The organism is Bacteroides sp. 51 (assembly GCF_010500965.1).
Classification (GTDB): domain Bacteria; phylum Bacteroidota; class Bacteroidia; order Bacteroidales; family Bacteroidaceae; genus Bacteroides.
In genome coordinates, this window is sequence record NZ_QVMI01000007.1 from 109070 (window position 1) to 134484 (window position 25415).

The 25415-nt window shown below is 44.1% G+C and carries 16 protein-coding genes; 2 read left to right on the forward strand and 14 right to left on the reverse strand.

Translation table 11 applies throughout. The features are described from left to right. Positions 1–3: 3 nt before the first annotated feature. Positions 4–1863 (reverse strand): SLC13 family permease, encoded by a 1860-nt coding sequence (locus D0T87_RS07885; protein ID WP_163174529.1) that lies wholly within the window; start codon positions 1861–1863, stop codon positions 4–6. 159 nt (positions 1864–2022) lie between these two features. Then, positions 2023–2679: a fructose-6-phosphate aldolase gene (gene fsa, locus D0T87_RS07890; RefSeq protein ID WP_163174531.1), complete on the reverse strand. Its 657-nt coding sequence runs from the start codon at positions 2677–2679 to the stop codon at positions 2023–2025. 210 nt (positions 2680–2889) lie between these two features. Here fsa and D0T87_RS07895 point away from each other — a divergent pair, with 210 nt between their 5' ends. After that, positions 2890–5286 (forward strand): LruC domain-containing protein, encoded by a 2397-nt coding sequence (locus D0T87_RS07895; protein WP_163174532.1) that lies wholly within the window; start codon positions 2890–2892, stop codon positions 5284–5286. Between the two features lie 511 nt (positions 5287–5797). Next, complete coding sequence (locus D0T87_RS07900) at positions 5798–8140, forward strand: LruC domain-containing protein (RefSeq protein WP_163174534.1); 2343 nt, start codon at positions 5798–5800, stop codon at positions 8138–8140. Positions 8141–8177: 37 nt separating this feature from the next. Here the strand turns inward: D0T87_RS07900 and D0T87_RS07905 are convergent, their stop codons facing one another. The 12 genes from D0T87_RS07905 to D0T87_RS07960 form a co-directional block, all read right to left on the reverse strand. After that, positions 8178–9401, reverse strand: coding sequence for a multidrug effflux MFS transporter (locus tag D0T87_RS07905; protein WP_203558634.1), 1224 nt, complete (start codon positions 9399–9401; stop codon positions 8178–8180). A gap of 85 nt (positions 9402–9486) precedes the next feature. Then, on the reverse strand, positions 9487–10341 hold the full coding sequence (locus tag D0T87_RS07910; RefSeq protein WP_163174536.1) for a helix-turn-helix domain-containing protein: 855 nt from the start codon (positions 10339–10341) through the stop codon (positions 9487–9489). Continuing rightward, positions 10328–11773 (reverse strand): ATP-binding cassette domain-containing protein, encoded by a 1446-nt coding sequence (locus D0T87_RS07915; protein ID WP_163174538.1) that lies wholly within the window; start codon positions 11771–11773, stop codon positions 10328–10330. The genes D0T87_RS07910 and D0T87_RS07915 overlap by 14 nt, the downstream gene beginning before the upstream one ends. Positions 11774–11939: 166 nt before the next feature. Beyond that, on the reverse strand, positions 11940–14066 hold the full coding sequence (locus D0T87_RS07920) for an alpha-glucuronidase (RefSeq protein ID WP_163174540.1): 2127 nt from the start codon (positions 14064–14066) through the stop codon (positions 11940–11942). A 19-nt stretch (positions 14067–14085) separates the two neighbouring features. Beyond that, complete coding sequence (locus tag D0T87_RS07925) at positions 14086–14649, reverse strand: hypothetical protein (protein ID WP_203558635.1); 564 nt, start codon at positions 14647–14649, stop codon at positions 14086–14088. Between the two features lie 23 nt (positions 14650–14672). After that, a complete protein-coding gene (locus tag D0T87_RS07930) occupies positions 14673–15659 on the reverse strand; it encodes a glycoside hydrolase family 43 protein (protein ID WP_163174542.1) in 987 nt (328 codons plus the stop codon). 166 nt (positions 15660–15825) lie between these two features. After that, the gene (locus D0T87_RS07935) at positions 15826–16968 is read right to left on the reverse strand and encodes an endo-1,4-beta-xylanase (RefSeq protein WP_163174544.1); all 1143 of its coding nucleotides are present in this window, start codon (positions 16966–16968) and stop codon (positions 15826–15828) included. 21 nt (positions 16969–16989) lie between these two features. Further along, positions 16990–18411: an MFS transporter gene (locus D0T87_RS07940; RefSeq protein WP_163174546.1), complete on the reverse strand. Its 1422-nt coding sequence runs from the start codon at positions 18409–18411 to the stop codon at positions 16990–16992. Continuing rightward, positions 18408–20012, reverse strand: coding sequence for a sialate O-acetylesterase (locus tag D0T87_RS07945; RefSeq protein ID WP_163174548.1), 1605 nt, complete (start codon positions 20010–20012; stop codon positions 18408–18410). Before D0T87_RS07945 ends, D0T87_RS07940 begins: the two co-directional genes overlap by 4 nt. Before the next feature lie 63 nt (positions 20013–20075). After that, positions 20076–22355: an endo-1,4-beta-xylanase gene (locus tag D0T87_RS07950; RefSeq protein WP_163174550.1), complete on the reverse strand. Its 2280-nt coding sequence runs from the start codon at positions 22353–22355 to the stop codon at positions 20076–20078. Between the two features lie 19 nt (positions 22356–22374). Continuing rightward, on the reverse strand, positions 22375–23673 hold the full coding sequence (locus D0T87_RS07955; RefSeq protein WP_163174552.1) for a glycan-binding surface protein: 1299 nt from the start codon (positions 23671–23673) through the stop codon (positions 22375–22377). 15 nt (positions 23674–23688) lie between these two features. After that, positions 23689–25413, reverse strand: a complete 1725-nt coding sequence (locus tag D0T87_RS07960; RefSeq protein WP_163174554.1) for a RagB/SusD family nutrient uptake outer membrane protein — start codon at positions 25411–25413, stop codon at positions 23689–23691. Positions 25414–25415: the final 2 nt, after the last annotated feature.

Below are 25415 nucleotides of genomic sequence, written 5' to 3' on the forward strand. Positions count from 1 at the left end.
ACTTCAAAACGGGAATAACAACGGCAAAACAAAGATCATGACTACCCCCATAATAATTTGTAGTGGCAAACCAACCTTTACATAGTCCATAAAGGTATATCGTCCTGGCCCCATAACCAACGCATTGGGTGGTGTAGAGAAAGGAGAAGCAAAACACATACTGGCAGCTACAGCCACAGCAAACATGAATGGATACGGACTAATCTCCATTTGTACGGCAGCACTCAAGGCAATAGGGGCCAGAAGAACCGCTGTAGCAGTATTACTGATAAACATGGTCATTAATGAAGTAGTAAAGTAAATACCCGCCATAAGGACATAAGGTCCATAGCCTCCCAAACCGTTTACTAAAGTATTAGATACCCATTCCGAAGCACCGGTTTTTTCCAACGCCAATGACATTGGAAGCATAGCAGCAATCAACACAATACTTTCCCAATTAATCGTTTTGTAGGCCTCTTCCACATTCCGGAAACAACCAGTCAACACCATCAACAGGGCAGCAACAATAACTGCCGTAACAGGCTCCACAGGAATAAAATCGAACATCATAGTAACCACCATACCAATCATGATCAAAGCAGCAATAGGCGCCTTGTGGTTTAAGGTTACCTTTGCGGCCTCAGCCAACGGCTGTCCTAGAACCACCCACTCGGATTGATCTTCACCAAGACGAGCAATGTTTGCCCAGTTACCTTGCACCAGCACCACATCACCCGAATGCATCTTTTCATCTTTCAGGTTCTTCAGTAGATATTCCTTTTTGCGTTGAATACCCAATACGTTTACTCCAAAATTCTCACGAAACCCGGAATCTTTAACCGGTTTATTAATCAGATGCGAATTGGGCATCAGTACAATCTCGGCAATACCGATCTCGTTGAATTCAAGTTCACTTCCATTGCGCGGATCACCTTCACTTTTATGCGTATCCAATAATTCCGAACGGGTTTCTTTAGCAAAACGTTCTACATTTTCGAACTTACCACGGATATATAGGATATCTTCTTCTTGAATAACAGAATTAGCGCCTGCAACTTCCTGACTCATTGTTTTAAAGAACTTCTTCGAAGTAGAAGATTTACGGCGGATTTCCAACACCGTAACATGATAATTCTGAGCAATACCCAATTCCTGAACAGTCTTACCGGATATAGTCGAATTACCTTTTGCCTCTACACGGTAAAGATTCTGAGACAACTGATACTCACCTGCCAGTTCTTTTAACGATTTGGTTGCTTTCTTTTTGTCTTTCTTATCCGCCCTCTTAGTTAGGAACATCTTGCTTAAAGGGATCAATACGATAATACCAACCGTCAGGCAGATAACACCAACAGGTGTGAAAGTAAAGAATGACAAACCTTTATAACCGGCCCTCACCAATTCTTCATGGATAACCAGGTTAGGCGGAGTACCGATCAAAGTCATCATCCCTCCCATACTACTGGCAAACGCCAGAGGCATAAGCAAACGGCTGGTATTGATATTACCACTGGCAGCCATACTTACTACGATGGGAAGCATCAATGCCACAGTTCCGGTATTACTGACAAAAGCTCCGATAGCCGCTGTCACCAGCATAATCAGGATAAACAGTTTCAATTCATTCGTACCGGCAAGATTCAGGATGCGGCTACTGATCATCTTTGCCAACCCTGTTTTAAAGATAGCACCTCCTACAACGAAAAGACCTACCATCATGATAACGACCGAGCTTGAAAAACCGGAAAGAGCTTCCGAAGGGGTAAGAATATTAAATAAAAGCAATAAGACCAAGGCGCATAAAGCAACAAGGTCTGAACGGACTTTACCGGACACAAAGAATACGACGGAAAGAAGAAGAATGAGTACAGTTGTTATCATAATGTTATTTAAGCATATTATTAATGGTGGATACTAAAGGCTTCATGATTAATTTCCCGCAAAATTATAAAAAGTAAGGCGGAATTACGAATGAATAAAACCGCCTTTACGCTAAAAAAACAAAAACTTTTTGTCTTTATCTAAAAAATACGTTTATCTCTATCCGTTAATGGATTTATAGTCTTCCAGAAACTTCTGCAATCCGGAATCCGTAAGTGGGTGTTTCAATAAACCTTTGATAGCGCTCAACGGACAGGTAGCAACATCTGCTCCAACTTCCACACATTGAATAATATGGCGGGTACTACGGATAGAGGCAGCAAGTACCTGCGTAGTATATCCATAATACCTGTACATCTCTACGATTTGTCCGACCAACGCTATACCGTCTTCACTGATATCATCAAGACGCCCAACAAACGGAGATACATATGTAGCGCCGGCTTTAGCAGCCAACAGAGCCTGACCTGTAGAAAAAACCAGCGTACAATTCGTACGGATACCTTTACCGGAGAAGTATTTTATAGCTTTGATGCCATCCGCAATACAAGGAACCTTTACTACAATATGAGGATTAAGGGCTGCTAGTTCCTCACCTTCACGGATCATGCCTGCATAATCTGTTGAAATAACCTCGGCACTTACATCACCTTGTACTATATTACAAATATCAATGTAATGTTTACGCTGGTTTTCTACTCCTTTAATGCCTTCTTTCGCCATTAACGACGGATTAGTAGTCACCCCATCAAGCACACCCATATCGTGCGCTTCGCGGATTTGTTCCAGATTAGCTGTATCAATAAAAAACTTCATGATAAATAATTTTAGAGTTATACAATATAAACAAGATCAAAGAAGAATTAGTTCCAATAAAAGTGTTAAGTTACAAAATCAATTTATAAGGTTTACATAATTAGGACTCTATTTTTTTGTAAATCAGATAAATAAACCATATTTTTGTACCGTAAAACTTATTTAGAGGGACAAATAACACGAATATTCCACAAAGATTTTTTGACAATTATGAGACAACAATTCAACAAGATTAATCTATTTTTATTATTAATTGCAACAACATTCTTGTTTTCTTGTTCGGATGACAAGGACTATTACGATCCGGAGAGAGAGAATGAAAATCCATTGGAGGTGACAGCACCAAGTGACTTTGGATGGCAAACAACGCGTTCGACAAGTGTAAAGGTCGAGGTTAACGATCAATTTGGTGGTGAATATAATTATAGAATTAAGATCTTTGATCAAAATCCTATTACCGAAAAAGAAAATGCTACAGTTTTAGCGAGTGGCGTGAGTAAGAAAGACCAACCATTTACCACCCAGATTGCCCTTCCATTTAATGTAGAAAGCGTATTCGTTCAACAAACTGCACCAAACGGATTGGTTAGTGTGCGCTATGTAGAAATTACAAACGGAAGCATTAACTGTGATTTCAGTACGACTGGCGGTAATAAAAGCCGGGCAACAAGAAGTGCGGCAGCTACCAGAGCCATCGTAGAAAAACCTTCTGATAGCTTCTTTCCAACTGCCGCCCCTGACGATGCAGTAGTTTTAACTTCAAGTTGGACAAACGGTGGGTCAGCCGATGCATATAAGAATTTCATTCTTAACACTAGCATGAGTGCATTAAGTCTCGGACAATATGTATCCATCTATGTAACCGAGGATGTAACCATCGGTCATTCAAGTGGAGCACAACGCAGACATTTTTATGTACTTCCGGGTAAAACATTAACCATAAACGGTATCTTCAATCTCGAAAGTGCAGAAGATATGATTACTATCGGAGAAGGCGCCAAATTGGTCGTTACAGCAAGCATGGGACTAGCTTTAACTACTCAGGTATACAATAGAGGTACAATATCCGTTGCAACAGAACTCAATACTAAAGGTTCTTCAGTGGTCTATAATGAAGGTGTATTGAATGTGAAGACTCTTATCAATCAATCCACGATTGTCAATGACAACACTATTACATGTGATAATGCCTCATTTACAGCATCCTCAAAAACAGAAAATAATGCTAACATCACAGTAAACGGTTTAACAGATGTCAGATCGCGTGATACATGGATAAATAATGGAACATGGATCACCAACACCATGACTACCGCTTCATATCATGCTACTTATTATAACAGATGTAAACTCATAGGAAATGAAAAGCTTGATTTCCAACAAGTAAGGTTGATCAACGATGCGGGTGCTTACGTCTATGCTGCTGAAATGTATATGAAAAACACCCAGGTAAGCCTGGGAACCGGTGCATTCTTCCATGTAGAGGGAGTAGCTGAATTATTAGAAAACAGACTAAATGATAATGAAGGTTTCTATGGACCAACAGAAGGAATAGCACTTCTGAAAATGGGATCAGTTATACATGGAAATAGTGCTCCTAACATGGTTAACTATGCCGGCAACCTTGGTATTATTTGTGATATCCACCCGGAAAAAGTAAGCGGATACGATACAATTTGGACAATAGAAGAAAGTGTTACATGGTCGAATTCAAATAATAATTCAATATCAATACCTGAAAACGGGGAGTGTAACCCTGGTTTCAATACAAGCCCGGGGGGAGACCCAGACCCAGACCCAGATCCGGACCCAGACCCAGATCCATACCCATACACTTATTTGTTTGAAGACTTATGGCCATTCTATGGTGATTATGATATGAATGATGCAGTAATAAAGGTTACTAAGATTACAAAAATCAAAAATGATCAAAACGACATCACTGCATTGAGCTTTGACTATAGTCTGAGAGCTGTAGGAGCAGGTAGTAGTTTAGGTGCGGCACTTATGCTTGATGCAATTAACGCCTCAAGCGTATCGGGTGTAACATATAGTTCAAAGACCCCTGACGGATTTGAAGTATCTCCTACAGGAGTAGAATCAGGTCAGACCAAAGCAGTTATTCCATTATTTGCCAATGCACATGGTTTCCTTGAAAGGAACCCCGGACAGTTTGTCAATACAGTTAAAGGAAGTTCAACCAATGTAACAGATGTACCGACAGTAACTGTAACCATAAACTTTGGATCACCCATTAGTGACAACTTCGATGCAACAACATTCAATATGTTTATCATACCATCATCTGGTCCGGGCATGATCACAAGCACAAATAGAAAAGAGGTTCACATGCTTGGATACAGTCCTTCAAACAGAGCGAATACTTCTCTGTTTGGAAACAACGATGACCGCTCTACAAGTAGCAAATATTATGTAAGTAGAGATAATCTATCTTGGGCAATTGTTGTTCCTTATGACTTCAGATGGCCGGTAGAATACAAGAGCATTAAAGAAGCGTATGCCGGATTTGCTGGTTGGGTAACATCAGGAGGTAGCCAAAATATTGACTGGTGGTTAACACCTGCCAAAGAGGAATACATTTACTAAAAAGTAAAGTTGATTATTTATAAAAAGAATGTCCGTTTGGGCATTCTTTTTTTTATTTACCCTCAAAAGAAAAACAGTAACAGCAATACGAATATCCTTGCTACTTATATCCCAAACTCTTCATGGTCCATTCTTCAATTATATAATCTCAATATTTTATCATACTACTCTGGTATCAGCACCATGCGTATTTAACGCATACGAGCGAACAATAACATCATGATAGACAAACCTGAAAAACATCTGTGTAAAAAGCAGAAGCAGTTAAGTTCAAATAAATCAATAGATACAGATTCATTTCACACGCAACCACAACAGAATAAAAAGAGGACAACAAAGACAGTAAACACACGTTACACAGATTTAACCAAAGAAAAAACAACAAAAATTAAACAACAAATAAGTCGCACAAAGTCTTCATTTTCAAACAAATAATATTATTTTTGTATCAACCTTAAAGAAAAGGAAAGAATACCTCAATTTTAATTCAACCTTTTTAAAAATCAATATTATGCAACAACGAAACAACAAAACAAGACTTTTATTACTTTACGTATTTACCATTCTTTTAGTATCATGTTCAGAGAAAGATTACTATGACCCCGAATTTAAGAGCAACAATCCACTAAAAGAAATCGTGGTACCTACTGGATTTGACTGGTCATTAACTACTTCAATAAACTTAAATGTTACTGTTGACGATCAATTTAACGGTGCATATTTCTACTCGGTTGAAGTATTCGACGAAGATCCGGTAAACAACAAACCGTTAAGTCCAATAGCCAAAGGAGTTGCCAAAAAAGATGTAACCTTCTCTACCAGGATTACTGTAAATAAAGAGATAATGGGAATCTTTATTAAGCAAACAGATCCCCAAAATAGAAGTGTAACAAGATATTATGATATAGCCGACGAAATCAATGCAACGTTTGTAACTGCCAGTTCCGGTACACGCGCTTTAGGAAGCAGAACTCATATTGATATACCTGAAGTGCCTAAGGAATATAAAAATGTGCCCACAGATTTTATTGAATTAACTAACCCAGGACAAAACCGGGAATTAATAAGTGGGAAGAGTTATGTTCTTACAGATAACTATACTGGTAATTTCTTGTATTGGTCTAATGGCCAAAACATAAGGCTATATATAGCAGAAGGAGTAAAATGGACTATTGAAAATGCCCAATCATTCCAAGCATATTTAACTGTAATTCTAACCGAAGGGGCTTCAATAGAAGCTAAAAGTGTATCTTTCGTCAATGGTTCGGATCTTGTTACAGCTACTAATGCCTCGTTTAAAGCCGAGACTATTCAGTTCACCAATAACGGCAGTTCCTTTCTCAATTGGGGAAGCCTATCAGTGAACACATTTACTATGCCCAATAGCAATGAGGCTAAGAATTATGGGACGATAAACGCTAATCAGATTATTCTTCCTAATGAGTCCGACTTTGTCAATTATGGTATTATAGAAGCTTCAAAGCTCACGCTTAACTCTAATTCTGACTTAACAAATAATTATAGCCTTATCATTAATGGAGAAATAGAGATGACCAATGGCGGAAATGTCATAACGAACAATCAACAAATAAAATGTACCAACTTGTCACTAACCAATGGAACATTAAATAACAATTGTTACTTTGAATGCCAAAAAAAAATCAGCACCAACAGGGCTACTATCAATTTAAACAAGGGATATATTATTGCACAGATTATGGAATTAGGTGGAACAAAAATCTACTTCAATAATGGTTCTATGATGGAAGCCAAAGAGAAAATTGACCACACCACCCAAGCCAGTACATACAATGGAGGCACCACCTCACGTGGACTGATGAAAGCTCCCGAAATCACAGGACAAGGTTTTACATACGAAGGAAATCTAACGATTGAATGCGACAATCATGTAGAAAAGAATCAGTATTGGGAAAATTACAAGATTGTTTCGCCGGCAGAAATAACCGGTTATGGTAAATCGACTGTATATATTGAAGACTGTATAGGAATTCGCAATAATGGTGATGAAGGAGAAGAGCCCGAAGACCCGGAATTCCCAATCATCAACACAGACGGTAAGAGTTACACCTACTTATTTGAAGACCAGTGGCCGTTCTACGGGGATTACGATATGAATGATATCGTTATACAAATCAAAAACATAACACACAGTAGCAACAATAGTAATAAAGTAGAAAAATATCAATTTGACTTTATACTTCAGGCTATAGGAGCCAACAAAGTCCTTGCAATAGCAACCTCATTGGAAAGAATCAATCCGGCTAATGTAAAATCAGTGACATACAGTGCAAGTACACCAACATCTTTCGATGTAAACAACGGAGTGGAAAAAGGACAAAATACAGCAGTTATTCCATTAATAGACAACGCTCGCGTTTTCTTGAACCACCCCATTGGATATGTGAACACTGAAACTCTGAATGTAACCAACCTGCCAACGATCACCGTTACTGTAGAATTCAATAATCCGGTGGATCTAACAGATTTAAGCATTGATGATTTCAATTTATTTATCATGGCCGACGTTAACATTATACCTGCAACAAGTAATCAAAGGAAAGAAATCCACGTATATGGATTTTCCCCTACCTCAAAGGCTGACACTTCATATTTCGGAAATAATGACGACGCATCTAACACATATACGTATTATGCGAGTCGCAACAATCTGGCATGGGGAATTACCATACCCGATGACTTTAAGTGGGCTAAAGAAAATACACCACTAACACAGGCTTACACAGAGTTTAGTTCCTGGATTACATCAAATGGGACCCAAAATCCTGATTGGTACACAAGACCCGTAGCTGATAAAGTTATCGGCCTAAAATAAAACTCTACTAACCACAGGTTAGCGGATTTAGTTTATACTACCCGTTAACCTGTGGTTTATTTACTGTTGATAGTTTCTTCCGCTCATCAATACGTACGAAGATCACTGTAAATGCAAATAAACAACACAGGAAAAAAGATATTCCCACAGTCTCAACTGAACCATTGCTCAGTGCATTGGAAACGATAGAGCAGATGAACGCTACAAGCAGTTGGATGGACCCGAAAAGTGCGGAAGCCGTACCACTGTTGTTAACAAACGGGGTAATAGCCAGTTCCGTGGTAGTCGGGAAAAGTATACCGATAGGGAATATGTAGAAGAACAATGCAAAAAGAATAAGGTAGATATTGGCATTCATCCACATCAATACCAGCAACACAGCACTAATAAAAAACATAAAGATGATAGAGAGCTTAACCAGCTTATTTACCGGGATGGACTTCTGTAAATAGCTTGTCAGATAGGAAGCCAACATCAATCCAAAGGCATTGATGGCAAAGATCACGCTAAAAGCGTTATTAGATAATTTACCGTACTCCATGATCAGGAATGGTCCATTAGCCACATAAATCATTAAAGCTCCGTTGGCTATACCGGCTATAAGCGAGTAAATAAAGAACTTCTTTACTCGTAGAATGCTTATATAATCTCTAAAGACATTGGTTTTGCTATTTTCCGGAACCAAGCGCGGTTTATGGGTTTCGGGCAAAGCAAACATAGTGAATAAAAACATGATTATACCCAGAATTACTAAAACAGCAAATAAAGCCTCCCAGGAAAACAATCTCAGAATGCCGTTCCCGGCAATAGGAGCAATAATAGGAGCAATACCCATGATCAATGCCAGAAGCGAGAAGATTTTTAGGGTGTCCGACTTATCGAAATAATCAGTAACCACAGCACGTGCAATAACAACTCCACCACAGCCACCAATGGCCTGAACGAAGCGAATCACCCATAATTGTTCAACAGTCTGAGCATAGATACAAGCCACAGAAGCAACTATAAATATAGCCAATGACATCAATATGGGTTTCTTACGTCCGAATTTATCTGCCAATGGTCCCCATATAAGTTGACCGATAGCAAAACCGCCCAGAAAAGTCGACAAGGATATTTGCACATTATTAATTGGCGTATTGAATGCATCTGCAATTTGAATAAATCCGGGTAAGTAGAGGTCGATACTCAAAGGTTCCAAAGCGGTAAGCAATGCAAGAATGAGGATCACAACCCACTGAATCAAAGTAAAATTTTTCATTTCTTATTATTTTGGTTGCAAAAGTAGGCAGGATATCCGGAAGAGCTCTTGCACGTTTGGGCCGATTACTTGGACAAATCCGCTTTTATTGATCGCGGAACTCCGTTGGAGTGGTTCCGGTTTGTTGTTTAAAGAAACGGGTAAAGTAGGCAGGCTCACTAAATCCTAGGTCAAAAGCGATTTCTTTCAGGCTTTTCTGCCCCAGGCGGATTTCTTTTTTTATTTCCAGGATCAGGCGATCCTGCAAATGCTGTTTCACTGTCTTCCCTGTGCGTACGGTGGATGTTTCGTTCAACTTTCGAATGGATACCCCAAGCTGACGGGCATAGAAATCACTTTCCCGTTGGTGGATAAAGTTGGTATCAATAAGCCGCATCAGTTTTCCAATTGCCAGCTCATTACGGTTCTTGCTTTGATCCATACTGTCGAATAAAGAACAAATATGATAGAGAAATGCCTGCATATAGCTCTCCATCAACAGGATTCTATTGTTGCGATCGCGCTCTTTCAGCATCAATTGCAGTAATTGCTGCAATGTATCTTTTGTATCCGGAGGTAGGGAGATAAAAACATTAGAGAAGTAACCATTCAGGAGATCAGAGTTCAGGCGTTGGTTGATGTTGAAGAAGTTATCATTGTGTATGGCAAAGACATATCCCTGTTTATCGCGGATATCGAGCATATCAATCTGCCCTGGGAAAAGCACAACTACCTGATTATCCTGAATAGTATATTCATTGAAATCGAGAAAGTAGGTATTATTCTTCCCGGCATCCATAAACCAGATTACCTGATGGAAGTCGTACCTCTGATAATCATCAAAGATTCCGCCTTCGGCCTCTTCCAGGCTATAAACTTCGATAAACTGTTCGCCGGACAATGTTCGAAGTAATTCTGTATGGGAATTCATACCGGCACGTTGTTCACTATCTTTCAACATTCTTCTTTAATCGTAAGTAATGGCTGATAGACTTGGGTAGTTCCTCTTCATAGTGGGTAACCATAATCAGAGTAGTGCCCGGGCGTGTACAGTAGTTCTCGATTATCTCCTTCACCCGATTGCGATTGGCGGGGTCCAGTCCATGAAACGGTTCGTCCAGAATGAGTAGCTCCGGGTCTTTGACAAAAGCACGCGCCAGTAAGGCAAGGCGTTGTTCACCCGAAGAGAGTTGCAGAAATGGCTTGTCTTTGAGTTCAGCAATATTGAATCGTTCCATCCATGCTTCGCACGTCACTAAATCGTCGGTTGACGGGCGTTTATATAAACCGATGGAATCGTGTAAGCCGGAAGCTACGATCTCGATAGCGGGAATGTTTTTCAGATAGGCCCGGTGCATCTCGGGCGAGACATAGCCTATCCGCTTTTTAATATCCCAAATGCTTTCGCCTGTTCCGCGTTTACGTCCGAAAAGACTGATATCGCAAGCGTAGGATTGAGGGTTGTCGGCACAGATCAGGCTGAGTAAGGTTGATTTTCCTGAGCCGTTATCGCCACATAATGCCCACTTCTCTCCCCGGCGGATGGTCCAGTCAAGGTCTTTAAGAATGGTACGGTCGCCATAACGGATATTGACTTTATTTAGCCGTACGACCTCGGTTGCAGGCACAGAATCATGTTTAATTGGGTTCTCATGCAGGTTCTTAGTGGGTGTTTCCCGAGATGCCTCGTTATGAGTGGACAGATAGACATCAAGTTCCACCTTTGCACCGACAAGGCCTTGGTGTACAGGGACAATATGAGTGATAAAGGAGGGCATTACGGAGGTGGCAGACAGAACCAATATAATCTGTAGATGTTCCAGTGTAGACAGTTCATCTAATAACATATTCAGGCTATGGCGTGCATCGACATCCAGACCGATGAAAGGGTTATCTATAATCAGAACACGGGGAGCTGTGATCAGGGCTTTTATCAGTTGAAATTTACGGAGTTCGCCGCTGGAAAGAAGAATGATCTTTTTGTCCAGCAAGGATTCCATATGAAACAACCGGAAGAAGTATTGGCAGAGTTGCTCATTATCTACCGTACCGAGCTGCTCGCGGACAGTCGGAGCATCTTCCTGATCGGTAGAGTTCCAGCGTTGCTGATAATAGTAGTTGGCATCGGCAGATCCGTAGGTATCCCGAAAGGTTATGTACTTTACATTATCGTATATGGTTTGCGATACGGAGGGTGAAAAGTCATAGCTTAGTTTCCCTTCTTTTAGCGGATATTTACCCAACAGGGTATCCACTAAGATACTTTTTCCGGCTCCGTTGGGTCCTATGATGGCGATGTGTTCGCCCTGACCGATTTCTATATCTATAGGCTTTTTGAGGCGCACAAGCGGATTGCGCGCCACACCGCCTTTGAGTTCGATTATATGTGTCATCGGTGGCAAAGATAGTAACTATCTGCCGACCTGAGACTGATTAGTCTATATTTTTGGTTACTTCTTTTATTAACCGCAGAGTTGCGCAGATTAACGCAGAGATATACATAGCGTTTAAAACTCTGCGTTAATCTGCGCAACTCTGCGGTTAATAAGAGTATTACATTTATTTTACGAACAAGTCTTCTTCCTGTGCATTCTCGTGATTGCCAATATCCAAACGATATTGCTTCATACGCCCAAGGTCGTGCACCGGGCGTTCAATACCGTCAGGTATAGGGCGACGGGAGAACTCCTGAAAATAGAGCAAACAAGCATCCTTCCACCAAATGGCATCGCGGGTTTGTATTTTCAGTTTGCGTTGTACATCCCGGAAGCGTTGGGGATCGATGTATTTCTCTAGTGAGTCCCAGGTTTTCTGGAAGGAGCGTGCTTTCTGCACTCCCCGGTCATAGGTATAGCAAAGTTCGTCCCAAAGCGTGCGACCGCTCTTCATCTGGTGATCCCAGGGGACATGATGGAACCAGAGAATCAGGTTCTCGGGACAGGTGGATATATCATTGTATTGTTCGCCAAGCGGAGTGTGGTATTGGGCTGTTGCGTTACTTCCGGTATGGGTACGGTTGAAGCCAATGCCGTCCAGGTCGGCTTTGTGGTAGTAACTTGGCATCCAGTCGGGGCGGGCGCCGGGAATATCGCACCACGGTTCGGGTCCATAGTGATGGCCCCAGGCAAATAGATGGTGAAGTCCAAGAGGCATCATGTATTCCACAACGGCTTCGCGGGATTCGAGCAGCAAGGTTGAGAGTTGAGAGTTGACAGTTGAGAGTTGAGAGTTGGGCTGCGCGGTGTTTTGTTTATTGGGGGTAATGGAATTAAGAGATGTGGATGCTGGGGATTCAAAGGTGAGTGCAATCCATTCGTTTGCAATTTCTTCGGAGGTGAGCTCGTGGTTCCATGCCAGGCGCCCAAAGGCATACCAGTTGGCTTGGGCAAGGTGATGTCCGCACCAGTTGGTGTCTGTTCCGATATTCGTTACTCCGGCTATGGCGGTGATTTTCTGTGGGTAGAGGGTACCATCGGTTATTTTGGCAACGGTGGAACCGAAGCCTTGCTGGTAGGTGTCGCTGTCCAGGCATTCTTTCCACATGGGGGCAAGGTAGGCTACGTGATTGGCGAAGCCCAGGTACTCTTGTGTGATTTGTACTTCGGGCATGACCGGAGTGTTCTTCATGGCACCGAATAGCGGACTGAATGGTTCACGGGGCTGAAAGTCGACTGGGCCGTTCTTTACTTGTATGATTACATTGTCGCGGAATTGTCCGTCGAAAGGCATGAACTCCTGGTAGGCTTGCTTGGCGCGGTCACCATCGCCGGGGTTATAGACGAATGCACGCCACATGACTATGCCTTTATGGGGCTTCAATGCATCGGCTATCATGTTAGCACCATCTACATGTGTGCGTCCGAAATCTTGCGGACCGGGAAGACCTTCTGAATTGGCTTTCACCAGGAAGCCGCCAAAGTCGGGGATGAGTTTATAGATTTCATTGGCTTTATCCTTCCACCAACGTTGCACGGCCTTATCCAGCGGGTCGGAGGTGGGGAGTCCACCCAACTCGGCAGGCGAGGAGAAGTTGATGGACAGGTAGACTTTGATTCCATAGGGACGGAATATATCGGCCAATGCTTTTACTTTCTCCAAATAGGTTGCCGAGAGAATCTGGGGGCTGGCGTTCACGTTATTCAACACCGTAGCGTTGATGCCGATGGAGGCATTGGCGCGGGCGTAGGCTTCGTAACGGGGAGAAACTACGGCCGGTAGCTCATCCCAATTCCAGAGTGATTGTCCCGCGTAACCACGCTCTACGGTTCTGTCCAGGTTATCCCAGTGATTGAGGATGCGGATGTTGTAACGGGGCGATTCCAGGATTTGCAACTCTCCCCCAGCCTGCCCTAGCTCTTGCAAGCGCAGTAGGTGGTAGGCGCCGTATAGTATGCCTTGTCCGGTGGGCGATTCAATAGATATGCCGTTCTTCGGATGGCGACGAATCGTGTAGCTATCTGCCGGCAGTTGGCTGAATGGCTTTGTGCGTTGAATGTTCAAGGATACGGGTTCTCCCCTCCAATGCATGCGTAGTTCTTTTGCCGCAATGTCCGTCACCGGAGACGGTTTGTTGCAGGTTACGGTGGCACTGGCATCTGCCGTGGCGCGCAACCACAGGCGGCTACCGTCTTCGGCGGATGCATATCCGGCGATTAGTAGTAAGAGGAGGGAAAGAAGTTTTTTCATATTCTGGTTCTGTTTTATTTTACCATTTATCCCAAGGGTATTTAACGCCCCATTCTTTGCGTAGATTGTCCATAAGCGTCATTACCCACAGGGTTTCGGCATGGGGCATGTATGGAGATTCGATCCAACCATTGTTCAGGGCCTCTATGCAGGCGTACACTTGATATTCGTATCCGGTGATTTGCCTGGGGGCATCGTATTGGGCGATAAGTTGGTAGTCCTGATCGACCACTTTTATTTGTTGCGGGTTGTTACAGTTCTCTACGATGAGGTGGCCTTTCGTGCCGGAGATGATGCCCTGCCTGTCGGTCTTGGCGAGCATGGTGCTATGCAATACAGCCATACGGCCATCGTTATAGACGAGGGTGATGCTTTCCTGTGCGTCCATTCCGGTATCTATTTTCACACACGAGGAAACGATTTCTTTGATATCGGTGCCGAATGCCATCAAAGCGAAGTTGATGGGATAGACGCCCAGGTCGAGCAGGGCGCCGCCTGCGAGTTCGGGCATCCCGGCAATGGTGATGGCCATCTTCTCGGCTATCCAACCGGAACCGATGATTGCTAGTTTTAGTTTACTCATGGTGGTTACAGGATTAGAAAAACTTAAACCTCGCTGCGGCACGTTGCCGCGCCTTCGATAGTCTTTATGGTTCCATCCGGGTTATACTCCAGTTCCACGACTTTCAGGCTGCGCAACCAGGTACGTCCGCCGGAGGGTACACTATCGTGGTGGAAAAGATACCACTTTCCTTTGAATTCTACAATAGAGTGGTGCGTTGTCCATCCCACAACGGGAGTCAGTATGACGCCCTGATAGGTAAATGGCCCGTAGGGATTATCGCCGATGGCATAGCAGATCATGTGTGTATCGCCGGTGGAATAGGAAAAGTAATATTTCCCGTTGTATTTATGCATCCAGGATGCTTCAAAAAACCGGTGTTCATTGCCGGCGGTAAGGGGTTTACCGTCTTTATCGAGTATGATAACTGCGCGGGGGGCTTCGGCAAATTCGAGCATATCTTCTCTTAAGCGGGCCACGCGCGGGGGGATTGCCGGTTCGTCATCTGCCGGGAAGGTGGCGCATTCCAGTGCTTTATTGTCGCGGTAACGTTGCAGTTGGCCGCCCCACAGACCGCCGAAATACATATAGTGGTTTCCGTCGCCATCGTCGAGTACGGCGGGGTCCATGCTGTAACTGCCTTTCATGGGGTTGTCCAAAGGAATAAAGGGACCTTCGGGGCGCTCGCTGACGGCCACTCCGATACGGAAAATATCGTTCTGGTCTTTCAGGGGAAAGTACATATAGTACTTGCCGGCCTTGAAAGCGACATCGCAATCCCATAGCTGACGCCCGGCCCAGGGGATGTCTTCGGTACGGAGAACCACGCCGTGGTCTGTAACTTCGCCGTCGGCATCCTGCATGGAGAAGACGTGATAGTCCTTCATGTTGAAATGGTCGCCATTATCGTTCTCGGGGATTCCGCTTTCCCAATCGTGAGAGGGGTAAATAAAGAGTTTACCGTTAAATACGTGTACCGATGGATCGGCCATATAGTCATTTGGTACGAGATACCGTGCTTCTTTTTTCATATCCTTATTCCTATTTTAATTTTTGGTTTTTGGTTTTCATGTAAATGCTTATTTCATTTGCCCTCTGACACCCGGGTGTGAAGGGAGTTGACACCCGGGTGTCAGGTGCCTTCACACCCGGGTGTCAGCGAATGTAAGAAACCGGCATTCAACGTATAGTCCGTTTTCATTTCTCCTTTGTGGCCATTTCAATGATCGTTTCCACCACTGGCTTGGGCTGATGCGTGCGGTCGAACAGCAACGGGTAGTCCGTACGCCCGGGCATGGGGAAGTCATTCTTCCAGGAGTCTCCGTCGGCAACACCCCACAGGGTTACGCGTGCCACCTTGTCCTGATGCTTAAGGAAAAGTCCGAAGAAGTGCGCCATACGGTTTGTCCATTCCTGCATTTTATCGGTCGGCAGACCATTTTCGTAAGGGTTCATCTCTTTTTTGTATTCAAAGCTGGCCGATACTTCGGCGCCCACATTGCGGTCGGGCATGGGCAGGGCCGATATATCCAACTCGGTAATCATCACCTTCACACCGGCTCCGGAGAATGCCAGAATGCTTTCCTCATACTCTTCAATCGACGGATAGTCCATCCCGACATGCCCCTGCATACCGATACCGTCAATGCGGATGCCTCTTTCCTTGAAGTTCTTCACCATTTTCACAATCGTTTCGCGCTTGCCGGCGTGCCACTCGTTATAATCGTTGTAGTAAAGTTCGGCTTCCGGATCGGCCTCGTGAGCATACTGGAAGGCCAGGGCAATGAATTCTTCGCCCAGGATTTCGTAGAACTTGCTCGCGCGCCAGTCGCCATTATCAAGAATGGCTTCGTTCACCACGTCCCAACCTTTGATGCGGCCTTTGTAACGCCCAACGATGGTGGAGATATGTTCCTTCATTCGTGCTTTCAGCACTTCGGGACTAACGTCTTCGCCTTTCTCGTCGGTAAAGAACCAAGGCGCTATCTGTGAGTGCCAGATCAACGTATGCCCGATGATGAACATATTGTTCCTTTCGCCCAGGGCTACGAACTGGTCGGGCTGGTCGAAATCATACCGGCCCTCTTCCGGATGGATATACATGCACTTCATGCAGTTCTCGGGCACTATGGAATTGAAGTGTTGCTCCAACACCCGCACTCCTGCCGTGTCGCGGCCGGTGATCTGTGCTTCGTTCAGCGCAGCGCCTATGTAAAATTTATCTTTTAATGCCGCTTTCAGCGTGGCGTCTTCATTGGTTGAAGATGGATTGGTGGAACATGCCCACAACAATGGGATGGCCAGTAGGCCGAGGAATGTACGGTTAAATGGTTTCTTCATGGTTTTTAGTATATTGTTTAGTTATTGAATTTCCCTCATGTGTCGCTCTTCGATCTCCACGTTTATCTTATCAATCACCTCGTCGGACAATTCATATTTGGAGATAATAAACATGGCAAGAATAAGTAATATCGCAGGAATTACGGCCACAAGCCACAAGATGCCCTGTTCGGCGAAAGCCGATTGCGTTACGGCGTTCTTCTCGTCGAAATCGACAAAAGCCAACACAAACCCCGGCACTACGCCACCCAGCGCCATTCCGGCTTTATAGAAAATTCCGGTCAGGGCATTAACTATCCCCGAGATTCTTTTCCCGGTCACGTGTTCGCCGTACGAGATCACCTCCGGCACCAACGCCCACATATATCCCGTGGCTACGATTACGCCTGTCGATTTAATAAACTGTGCCACCAGCACCAACCACACCTGCGTTTTCAGGGCAGGGACAACCGAAATGACATACAGTATCCCCATCCCGACAATGGCAATGGTGAGGAACACATAGAACATCTGTTTCTTTCCGATAGCCCGTTTAATGGCCGGCACCATAGGCATGAAGATAAACGCCGGGATGGAGCCAAGCGCCATGAAATAAGGTAACATATCGGGGGCTTGTACATTATAAATCATGTAGTACGAACCCGCCGAGTTGCCTATGGCCATCATGGCAAACGCCGTGATAAAGAAGAATGCCAGCACCCGCAACGGTTTGTTATGCTTGAATTCCATCCACAAATCGGACACCTGCACATGCTCGGTTTCTTTCGCATCCATTACCACCCGTTCTTTGGTCTGGGTGTAACAGAAAATGAGCAAAGCCAACCCCACCAGGGCATAAATAGTCATAGTGATGAACCAGGCATTGCCGGATTCGGAAGAGTTGATCTTTCCATCGGGCGAAAGCGCTTTCACCACAATCGGAATACCATAGCCCACCGCCAATCCGCCGAGGTTGGCCATGAACATACGTACCGACGTAAGTTTGGTGATCTCGTCCGTATCGCGTGTAAGCGAAGCATTCAAAGCCCCATAAGGGACATTGATCAGGGTGTACAGCATAGACAGCCCCACGTAAGTGATATAAGCATAGAGCAAAGACCCCGAAAAGCCGTTCCAGAAACAGAGTATAGCAAATCCGGTCAGCGGAATACCGCCCAGAACAAGATACGAACGGTATTTTCCCATCCGGGGGTTATGCTTATCTACATATGCGCCGACAATCGGGTCCCAGACCACATCAATCAGCCGGACAATGAGGAACATCGTTCCCGCCGCTGCCGATGGAATGCCGAACACATTGGTATAGAAGATAAGCAGGTACATGGATACCGTCTGGTAAATAAGGTTCTGCGCCAGGTCGCCCGAGCCGAAGCCTACGCGTTGCATCCAGGATAGTTTATAAAACCCCTTAGATTCGCTGATGTTTTGAGATGTTATACTCATGGTTTATTATTTATAAGTTTCTCCATTTCTAAAGCTACACGGATGCCTGCATCTTTCTTGTTCAACGGGTGGATGTCGTTCCACTCGCCCAGGTCTTTGGCAGGCGCGAAGGCCGCACCGGGGGTATCTTCGGCCACTTTCTTCTGCACGCCGCGGAAGGTGTCCCAACCATCGGGCCGGCCGAATTCTGCCAGTTCTACGATTACGATAGGGAACGACGCGTTCAGCAAGGCCCGACAATCGGCAATCATAGCCGTCAACAGATCGTAGTATTCATTATATCGGTCGGCATTCGACTCACCCTGATACCAGATGGCCCCCTTTATGGCATAATTCTGCAAAGGCGCAATCATGGCGTTGTACAATCCGGCAGGTTTATATTGGAAGAAAGTCTGACCGGGGCCTTGCGGCATCTGCGCCCCGAGCCGGTACTTCCACTCGCCTTCAAGGCTGATTTCACTTTGGTCGAACACAATCTTATAAGGCTTCTCGGGCACAAAGTGCGGGCGACCTCCATAACTAATCAGACGAACGGTCACCGTGTTCTTGCCGGCTTTCAGCAAACCTTCGGGCAACTTGTAGATACGCGGTGGATATTGATAAGAAACCGTACCCACGAAAGTACCGTTCACGTAAACCGAATCGGCATCGACAATGCACCCCAGCCGAAGCACTGCGGCTTTCCCCGCCTGATTGCCCGGTATTTCTATATCCTTGCGGAACCAATGCGAACCGTTCACCGGGCTAACGCCGTTGTTGTTCCAGGAAGTATCGAAAAGATCAACCCTCTGCCAGTCCGAGTCGTTATAACCCGCTTCGAACCATTTGGTGGATTCGTGCAATCCGGCATCATTCTTATAAAGCACCTCGTTCCAGCGTTTGCTTTGCAAGCGTTCGGTGTTGCGTATACTCGCAATCAGCTCATCAGACTGATAGAGTTCGCTTTCGTTCAGATACTTAGAAAAAGACTTCAACCCTTCCTTACTGATCCAGGCCTCAACCGGCGACCCGCCAACGGCAGAGTTAATTAGCCCAACGGGTATCTTATTCTTTTCGTACATCGCTTTGGCAAAGAAGTAGGCCAAAGCAGAGAATTGCATGGCATCCGTTGGGTTAAGTTCCTTCCAATCCGCCGGATTTATATCTGCCTGCGGACCATGAAAGTTATAACTCAATGGCACCTTGATATGGCGGATCATGGGGTTGGTGTATGCTTCTACTTCTGCCCGGAACATATCGGTCACCCGGTAGATGGGCAACTCCATATTGGATTGTCCGGAGCAGAGGTACACATCGCCAATAAGTATATTCTTTATTTCCAGTTCGTTGATCGTCATGGTATACGGTCCGCCCGCCTTCGTTGGGGGCAAGGCAACCTGCCAGTTACCGGCAGCATCGGCTTGTGTGGTGTATTTCTTCTTCAGGAAGTTCACCGTTACGGATTCACCGGCATCTGCCGATCCCCACACCCGAATGTTCTGTTCGCGCTGCAACACCATTCCATCGGAAATTAGTGCAGGTAGTTTCACCTTTGCCTCACACAGTTGTGTGAAGCAAAGAATGAAACAGATAATTTTTACCTTAAATAAAACGTTTACCATATTGACTAACCTAACAAATATAATTACCTAACTCTAGTGCCAAACCGGCACGGGCAAGTTATTCTATTCAGCATCTTCATTCTCACGTCCGGTCTTCCAGTCGTCACCACTGAAATCTTCACCGATGTTACGTCCGGCAATACCGTCACAGAAACCTTTATAAGCATACTTACGTCCGTAGTCTTGATCAAAAAGGTTCGGCGCATCATTCTTGAACCAATATTCATGCTCACGAGCGGCATCGGTAAGTGTCCAGACAGTAATACCTGATTGTTGAGCAGAGGGAACATTCTCTTTATAAGATTCGACCACCCACTGATAAACCAATGCTTGTTTCTCCAGTTGCGCAGCAGTTGGTGTGATCTGACTAGCGGGTTCATTTACTTCAATCCGTACATCAAGCTCTGTTACACGAACTAATTTACCGGTAGCAGCCATTGCCTTAAACATTGCATCAATCTGTTCACGAGTAATACTAGTCGAAATCAGGTGCATTTGCGTTCCGATACCATCCACGATAGGTGAGCCGTTCTGTGCGTCAATCCACTTAGCATAATCAATAAGCGCTGTCAATTTCCCGGGATTTGTTTCCAGATTATAATCGTTAATGAAGAGCTTGGCAGTAGGATCGGCTGCACGTGCAAACTGGAAGGCTTTCAAAGCATATTCCTTACCCATGTATTGTCCCCAGTAGAACTCCTGATCGCCTACTTCAGTAGGAACAAAGTCTACTCCACGTAATCTCAGATCGTCGGTTACAGGTTCGTTCAGTACATCCCACATACGTACATACTCTTTACAGTGTTCAATCATACCATTGATCCATGCTTCCATAGCATCAGTGATGATTGCTTTCTTCTCTTCGGGAGTCTTTTCGATAACGATAGGACCGGAACGGTTTATACTTGCGAGAGAAGCAGTAGATACTTCCTGTAAAACTACGTTGTCTACATAATAAGTTGCGGCTACCAAACCAAAATCAAAGAAAAAAGAAGTATCATCATTGTCTGCGGTAAATTCCCAAACAAGTTGCGTCCAAGTAGTTCCTATAGCCCTATCACCAGAGTATTGACCGCCGCCATTGGGTTGTAACTGCATTTGAATAGAACCACCTACAACAGAAGATTTTACCCATGCTTCAAGTTTATACGCTTGTCCTTCTTTTAACTTCTCGGCAAAATCTATTTTAGCTTGTGCTTGGAAGTTCTGCGCATCAGTAGGATTCATCAATACCATGGCAAAACCTGTGTCGCCATAACCTTCACCATCTGCTGAGATTTCTCTGGTTGAATTATTGCCCCAACCTGCCCAAGGACTAATGGTTCCACTTTCAAAGTCTCCATTTGGAATAAGGTTTACCACAGCAGACCCTGCATCCAGGTCACGTACTATAACATTGTCTATATAATAAACCACATTAGGAAACTTACCCATATCTAGACGGAAATTCATACTACTCCCAACAGCCACAAATGGATCACCTTGCTCATTATAAATTGTTTCAGTGCTGTACTTCACTTCTTTCCATGTTCCGGATGTCGTTGCAAACTGTCCTTCCGCTGAATGCCATGGATACTGAGCACTCATCTGATTCGCATCACCGAAAGATAAACGAACACCGCCATCACCTTCAGATTTTACCCAGAATGAGATTTCATACTGATGTCCAACGATTAAAGGTACGGCAGGAGCCTCTATCTGTACATGATGTAACTCTGAAGAAGGTGAAGAGACTGTGACTTTCAAAGAATTAGTCCCTGTGATACTTTCATCAGAGGTTACGTCTATACTTCCTAGGCCACTACCCCATGATCCCCAACCAGTAATACCATCTTCGAAATCACCATTAGTTAACAAGTTTGTACCTCCCGGTTGAGGTATAACCTCCGGTGCAATCAGCGCATTCAGGTACGAAGCCCGTTGTTGGGTATGCCAGATAAGATTATGACCATATATCGGCATAGTTGCCGGAACAGTAGCAAAAAACTTATCAATGGTAGCAAAGTTAAGTGTTCCATTATTTCCTACTACCGATGCATGTTTCATAGCATTGCCCGCTGTAAGTATCTGGAAGTTATCATCAACAACTTTGCGATATTCCTCATCGTCAATATATAAATCGACACCCATCCCGAGACCAATCGTTACATTGGGCATGTATTCAGCCGCATATTTTTTGATAAAGTCATAGTTGGCTATCTGTTCGGTTATGTTGAGTGGAATATCGGAGATGTTCACATCACCATGTCCATCAGGTTTGCCCCACTGCATTTTTTCGTCGTCACAGCTGGTGAGCGCCAATGCGCCCACTACTGCTGTCAGAATGATTTTATATAATTTCATATATTCAATGTATTACGAATTACTCTTCTTCATCATCAAAGTCACTGTACTGAGGTGCCTCAAGTAACACCACGCGTAGATTATCATAATAGATCTTCACACTTGTATCTTCACAGGCAACTTCATCAATATCAACATTGTCGAAATGTGGACCCCATTGTTTGTAACTTGCAGCAACAGACGATGCCAACACATCTGCAAAAGTTTTATCTACATAATCGGCACTGTCGCTGAATGGGAATGTTACTGTGAACCAACAACCCGGATTTACAAAAGGAACTCTCTTCCCGTTTTCTACCCAAGGCGCATATACCATACAATATCTGCTGGCGCCAGATCCATCGGCAATTACCATACGAATGCTTCCGGAATTCCATTCGCCTTCTACATAAATATCCATTTGTACACCACACAAGTTAGTAGCCGTTCCCGGAGGAATTACATTGGCATTAAGTACGGTAGGCCAGTTATCCGAATTCGCCCATCCAAAAGCTACGTCCGACAAAGATGTTAGATAAGTTTTGCCATCTTTATTAAGCGAACGATATATATTCTGTGACTTAGGACCATCGCCCTGCGTAGGAATCGGATCGTTAAGATCGCCTGATATTTCTCCGCCACCCCAACTGTAAGAGCCTACGCCGTCAAAGTTAAATAGTAACCCTTTCTTAAAATTAAAGTATGGAGGTGAGTATGCTCCGCCATTAGCTCCTTCCAGAAGAATAGAACCACCTTCGGTAATACCCGATGGAACTTTTACCCGGCACCATGTACCGCTTGGGGCACTCACAATACTTCCCGCATCGGCAGTTATTCCACCAGGGAAGGTTATGGTATGTATTTCTACAAGATCCGTTCCGTAAATCGTAATCATTTCACCTGCCTGCGGCATAGTATGAGATACAGAAGTTACGCTTGGAGGAGCATCGCGTATAACAAAATCATGGGTATATTCCACTCCCGATTTTACTAAACGGATGGTATTCCTTACATCTTCTTCGGCATCAATCACCGGAGTTTTGGAGTTGATGGTTATTAACATGGAATTATCCGCCACATAAGACATGTTGAAATATGTATCGTATCCATTGATATATACTTTCTTCATACCCAGAAAGCCACTACCTTCAATACGTATCATCTGTCCCAGGCGTGCAAATTCAACCGGACGATCGGGCACAGTAGAGTTGTAATCTTCCAGATATATCTGGGTCACATGAATGGGTTTGCTGTCTTTGTCGTCGTCATCGCTACACGATGCAAAACCGACGGCTAGCAGAGCAATACACATCAGGAATATATATTTTATCTTTTTCATTGTTGTACTTCTTAGTTAGTTATACAAATCACTTTCGCTTATCTTATCCTCCGGATCGAACTCATAAACCTCTGCCGGATACTTAGCCGTATCCAGATATTTGTTCTTGCCCTTGTCTGTGTCAGAGATAGGCAGTAGCAAATGTCTCGCTGTAGCCGGAAAAATACCTGTACCTTCACTACGGAATTCGTACATCTTCACTCCACCATCCGGAGTAGTCCCCTCAATATATCGATAACCAGCATTACGTTTTTGAGAATTGAGATATTGAACTACTTTGTCTTGTTCATAATAACCGCGGCGTAAAAGGTCATACCAATACTGTCCTTCCATTGCCAATTCAATACGGCGTTCGTAGTTAATTTCTTCATAAGTAATCGCTTCGCCCACAGCTTTTTCTTTCATACCTGCACGGCTACGTACCATATTAAAATATGTACGGGCAGTAGCATCGGTAGTAGAAGGGTTATTGCCTAAAATAGCCTCAACTAAGTTCAGATAAACCTCGGCTAAACGCAGCATATGTGTATTTAGACCACTACTCTGCTGGTAAGATACGCCGTTATCGTCGTGAGTACCGATTACGTACTTCTTGATATTACATTTCTCCGTATAACCTTCTTCGGTAATGCCGTAGATATACCCTCCACCTTTTTTATATAATTCAGGATATTCGTCACCGTAAACACAAATGGTAGCATGACGACGGATCACATCTTTCGGATCATAAGTATCCACTAAATCCCATGAAGAGTAAGTTGCATTTCCCCAGTTAGTGGCATCGGATACCATAGTCGACCATCCAAAGAATGCTTGTATAGGATTCGTTGTTCCCCAAGGCAAGGTGCTGTTAGAACCAGCCAACCATTGCAATTGAAACATGGCTTCCTTACAATTATTATTCGCATAAGTATACAAATCACCATAATTCTCCATTAAACTGAAAGAAGATTCATTGATGACTTTCATCGCAGCTTTTCGGGCAAGATCCAGATAATAAGTATTACGACTACCGCGGTTAGGATTAGCAATAGTTGTTCCGGCACCCTGATATGCACCACTCTCTGTGAGGCCAGCCATTGAAAGGTAAACGCGCGACAGCATACCAAAAGCACTATAACGATTTACACGTCCTGCGGCAGTTGAAGTACGTGGCAAATATTTAGCAGCATATTCCAGGTCACGAATGGCAAATTCAATGACATCAATCTGACGACTGGCAGGAACAACGAAATTACTCGCCAAATCAGATGTGCGTTCATATAGAATAGCATCACCCCACAGTGAACCTATATACCAATAAGCTACACCACGCATAAAGCGAGCTTCGGCAATACCTTCCAGTTTAGCCGCTTCGGAAACACTCGACTGACTTTTTTCTTGAATATTATTTATGGTATTACAGGACTGCGCTACCACCGAATACAGTGATCCCCATGCATCTTCCAGCCCTTCGGTTTGTGAAGTTTCATTAAAGTTGGTGTAATCTTTAATATAATTCGACCACTGGGCAGAGATGTTATTAGAGCGTCCGTCGCCCATACTATAATAGAATTTCTCATTAAAGTTATGCCACACCACATTATATAGTGGCGCTGTTGCAGCACGAACAGCTTCATCACTATCGAAGAAAGTGTCCGCATTGGGGTTAGTTGTGTTGGTTTGCTCCAGGAAGTCATCGCATCCCGACAGTGTAAATAAACCAACCCATGCAAGTATGATAATTATTTTGCTTTTCATTA

Bases quoted from the DNA above. Each gene is read 5' to 3' on its own strand.
- D0T87_RS07905 (WP_203558634.1), bottom strand. From the start codon at position 9,401: ATGAAAAATTTTACTTTGATTCAGTGGGTTGTGATCCTCATTCTTGCA.
- D0T87_RS07900 (WP_163174534.1), top strand. From the start codon at position 5,798: ATGCAACAACGAAACAACAAAACAAGACTTTTATTACTTTACGTATTT.
- D0T87_RS07925 (WP_203558635.1), bottom strand. From the start codon at position 14,649: ATGAGTAAACTAAAACTAGCAATCATCGGTTCCGGTTGGATAGCCGAG.
- D0T87_RS07895 (WP_163174532.1), top strand. From the start codon at position 2,890: ATGAGACAACAATTCAACAAGATTAATCTATTTTTATTATTAATTGCA.
- D0T87_RS07930 (WP_163174542.1), bottom strand. From the start codon at position 15,659: ATGAAAAAAGAAGCACGGTATCTCGTACCAAATGACTATATGGCCGAT.
- D0T87_RS07960 (WP_163174554.1), bottom strand. From the start codon at position 25,413: ATGAAAAGCAAAATAATTATCATACTTGCATGGGTTGGTTTATTTACA.
- D0T87_RS07950 (WP_163174550.1), bottom strand. From the start codon at position 22,355: ATGAAATTATATAAAATCATTCTGACAGCAGTAGTGGGCGCATTGGCG.
- D0T87_RS07955 (WP_163174552.1), bottom strand. From the start codon at position 23,673: ATGAAAAAGATAAAATATATATTCCTGATGTGTATTGCTCTGCTAGCC.
- D0T87_RS07940 (WP_163174546.1), bottom strand. From the start codon at position 18,411: ATGAGTATAACATCTCAAAACATCAGCGAATCTAAGGGGTTTTATAAA.
- fsa (WP_163174531.1), bottom strand. From the start codon at position 2,679: ATGAAGTTTTTTATTGATACAGCTAATCTGGAACAAATCCGCGAAGCG.
- D0T87_RS07935 (WP_163174544.1), bottom strand. From the start codon at position 16,968: ATGAAGAAACCATTTAACCGTACATTCCTCGGCCTACTGGCCATCCCA.
- D0T87_RS07915 (WP_163174538.1), bottom strand. From the start codon at position 11,773: ATGACACATATAATCGAACTCAAAGGCGGTGTGGCGCGCAATCCGCTT.
- D0T87_RS07945 (WP_163174548.1), bottom strand. From the start codon at position 20,012: ATGGTAAACGTTTTATTTAAGGTAAAAATTATCTGTTTCATTCTTTGC.
- D0T87_RS07910 (WP_163174536.1), bottom strand. From the start codon at position 10,341: ATGTTGAAAGATAGTGAACAACGTGCCGGTATGAATTCCCATACAGAA.
- D0T87_RS07885 (WP_163174529.1), bottom strand. From the start codon at position 1,863: ATGATAACAACTGTACTCATTCTTCTTCTTTCCGTCGTATTCTTTGTG.
- D0T87_RS07920 (WP_163174540.1), bottom strand. From the start codon at position 14,066: ATGAAAAAACTTCTTTCCCTCCTCTTACTACTAATCGCCGGATATGCA.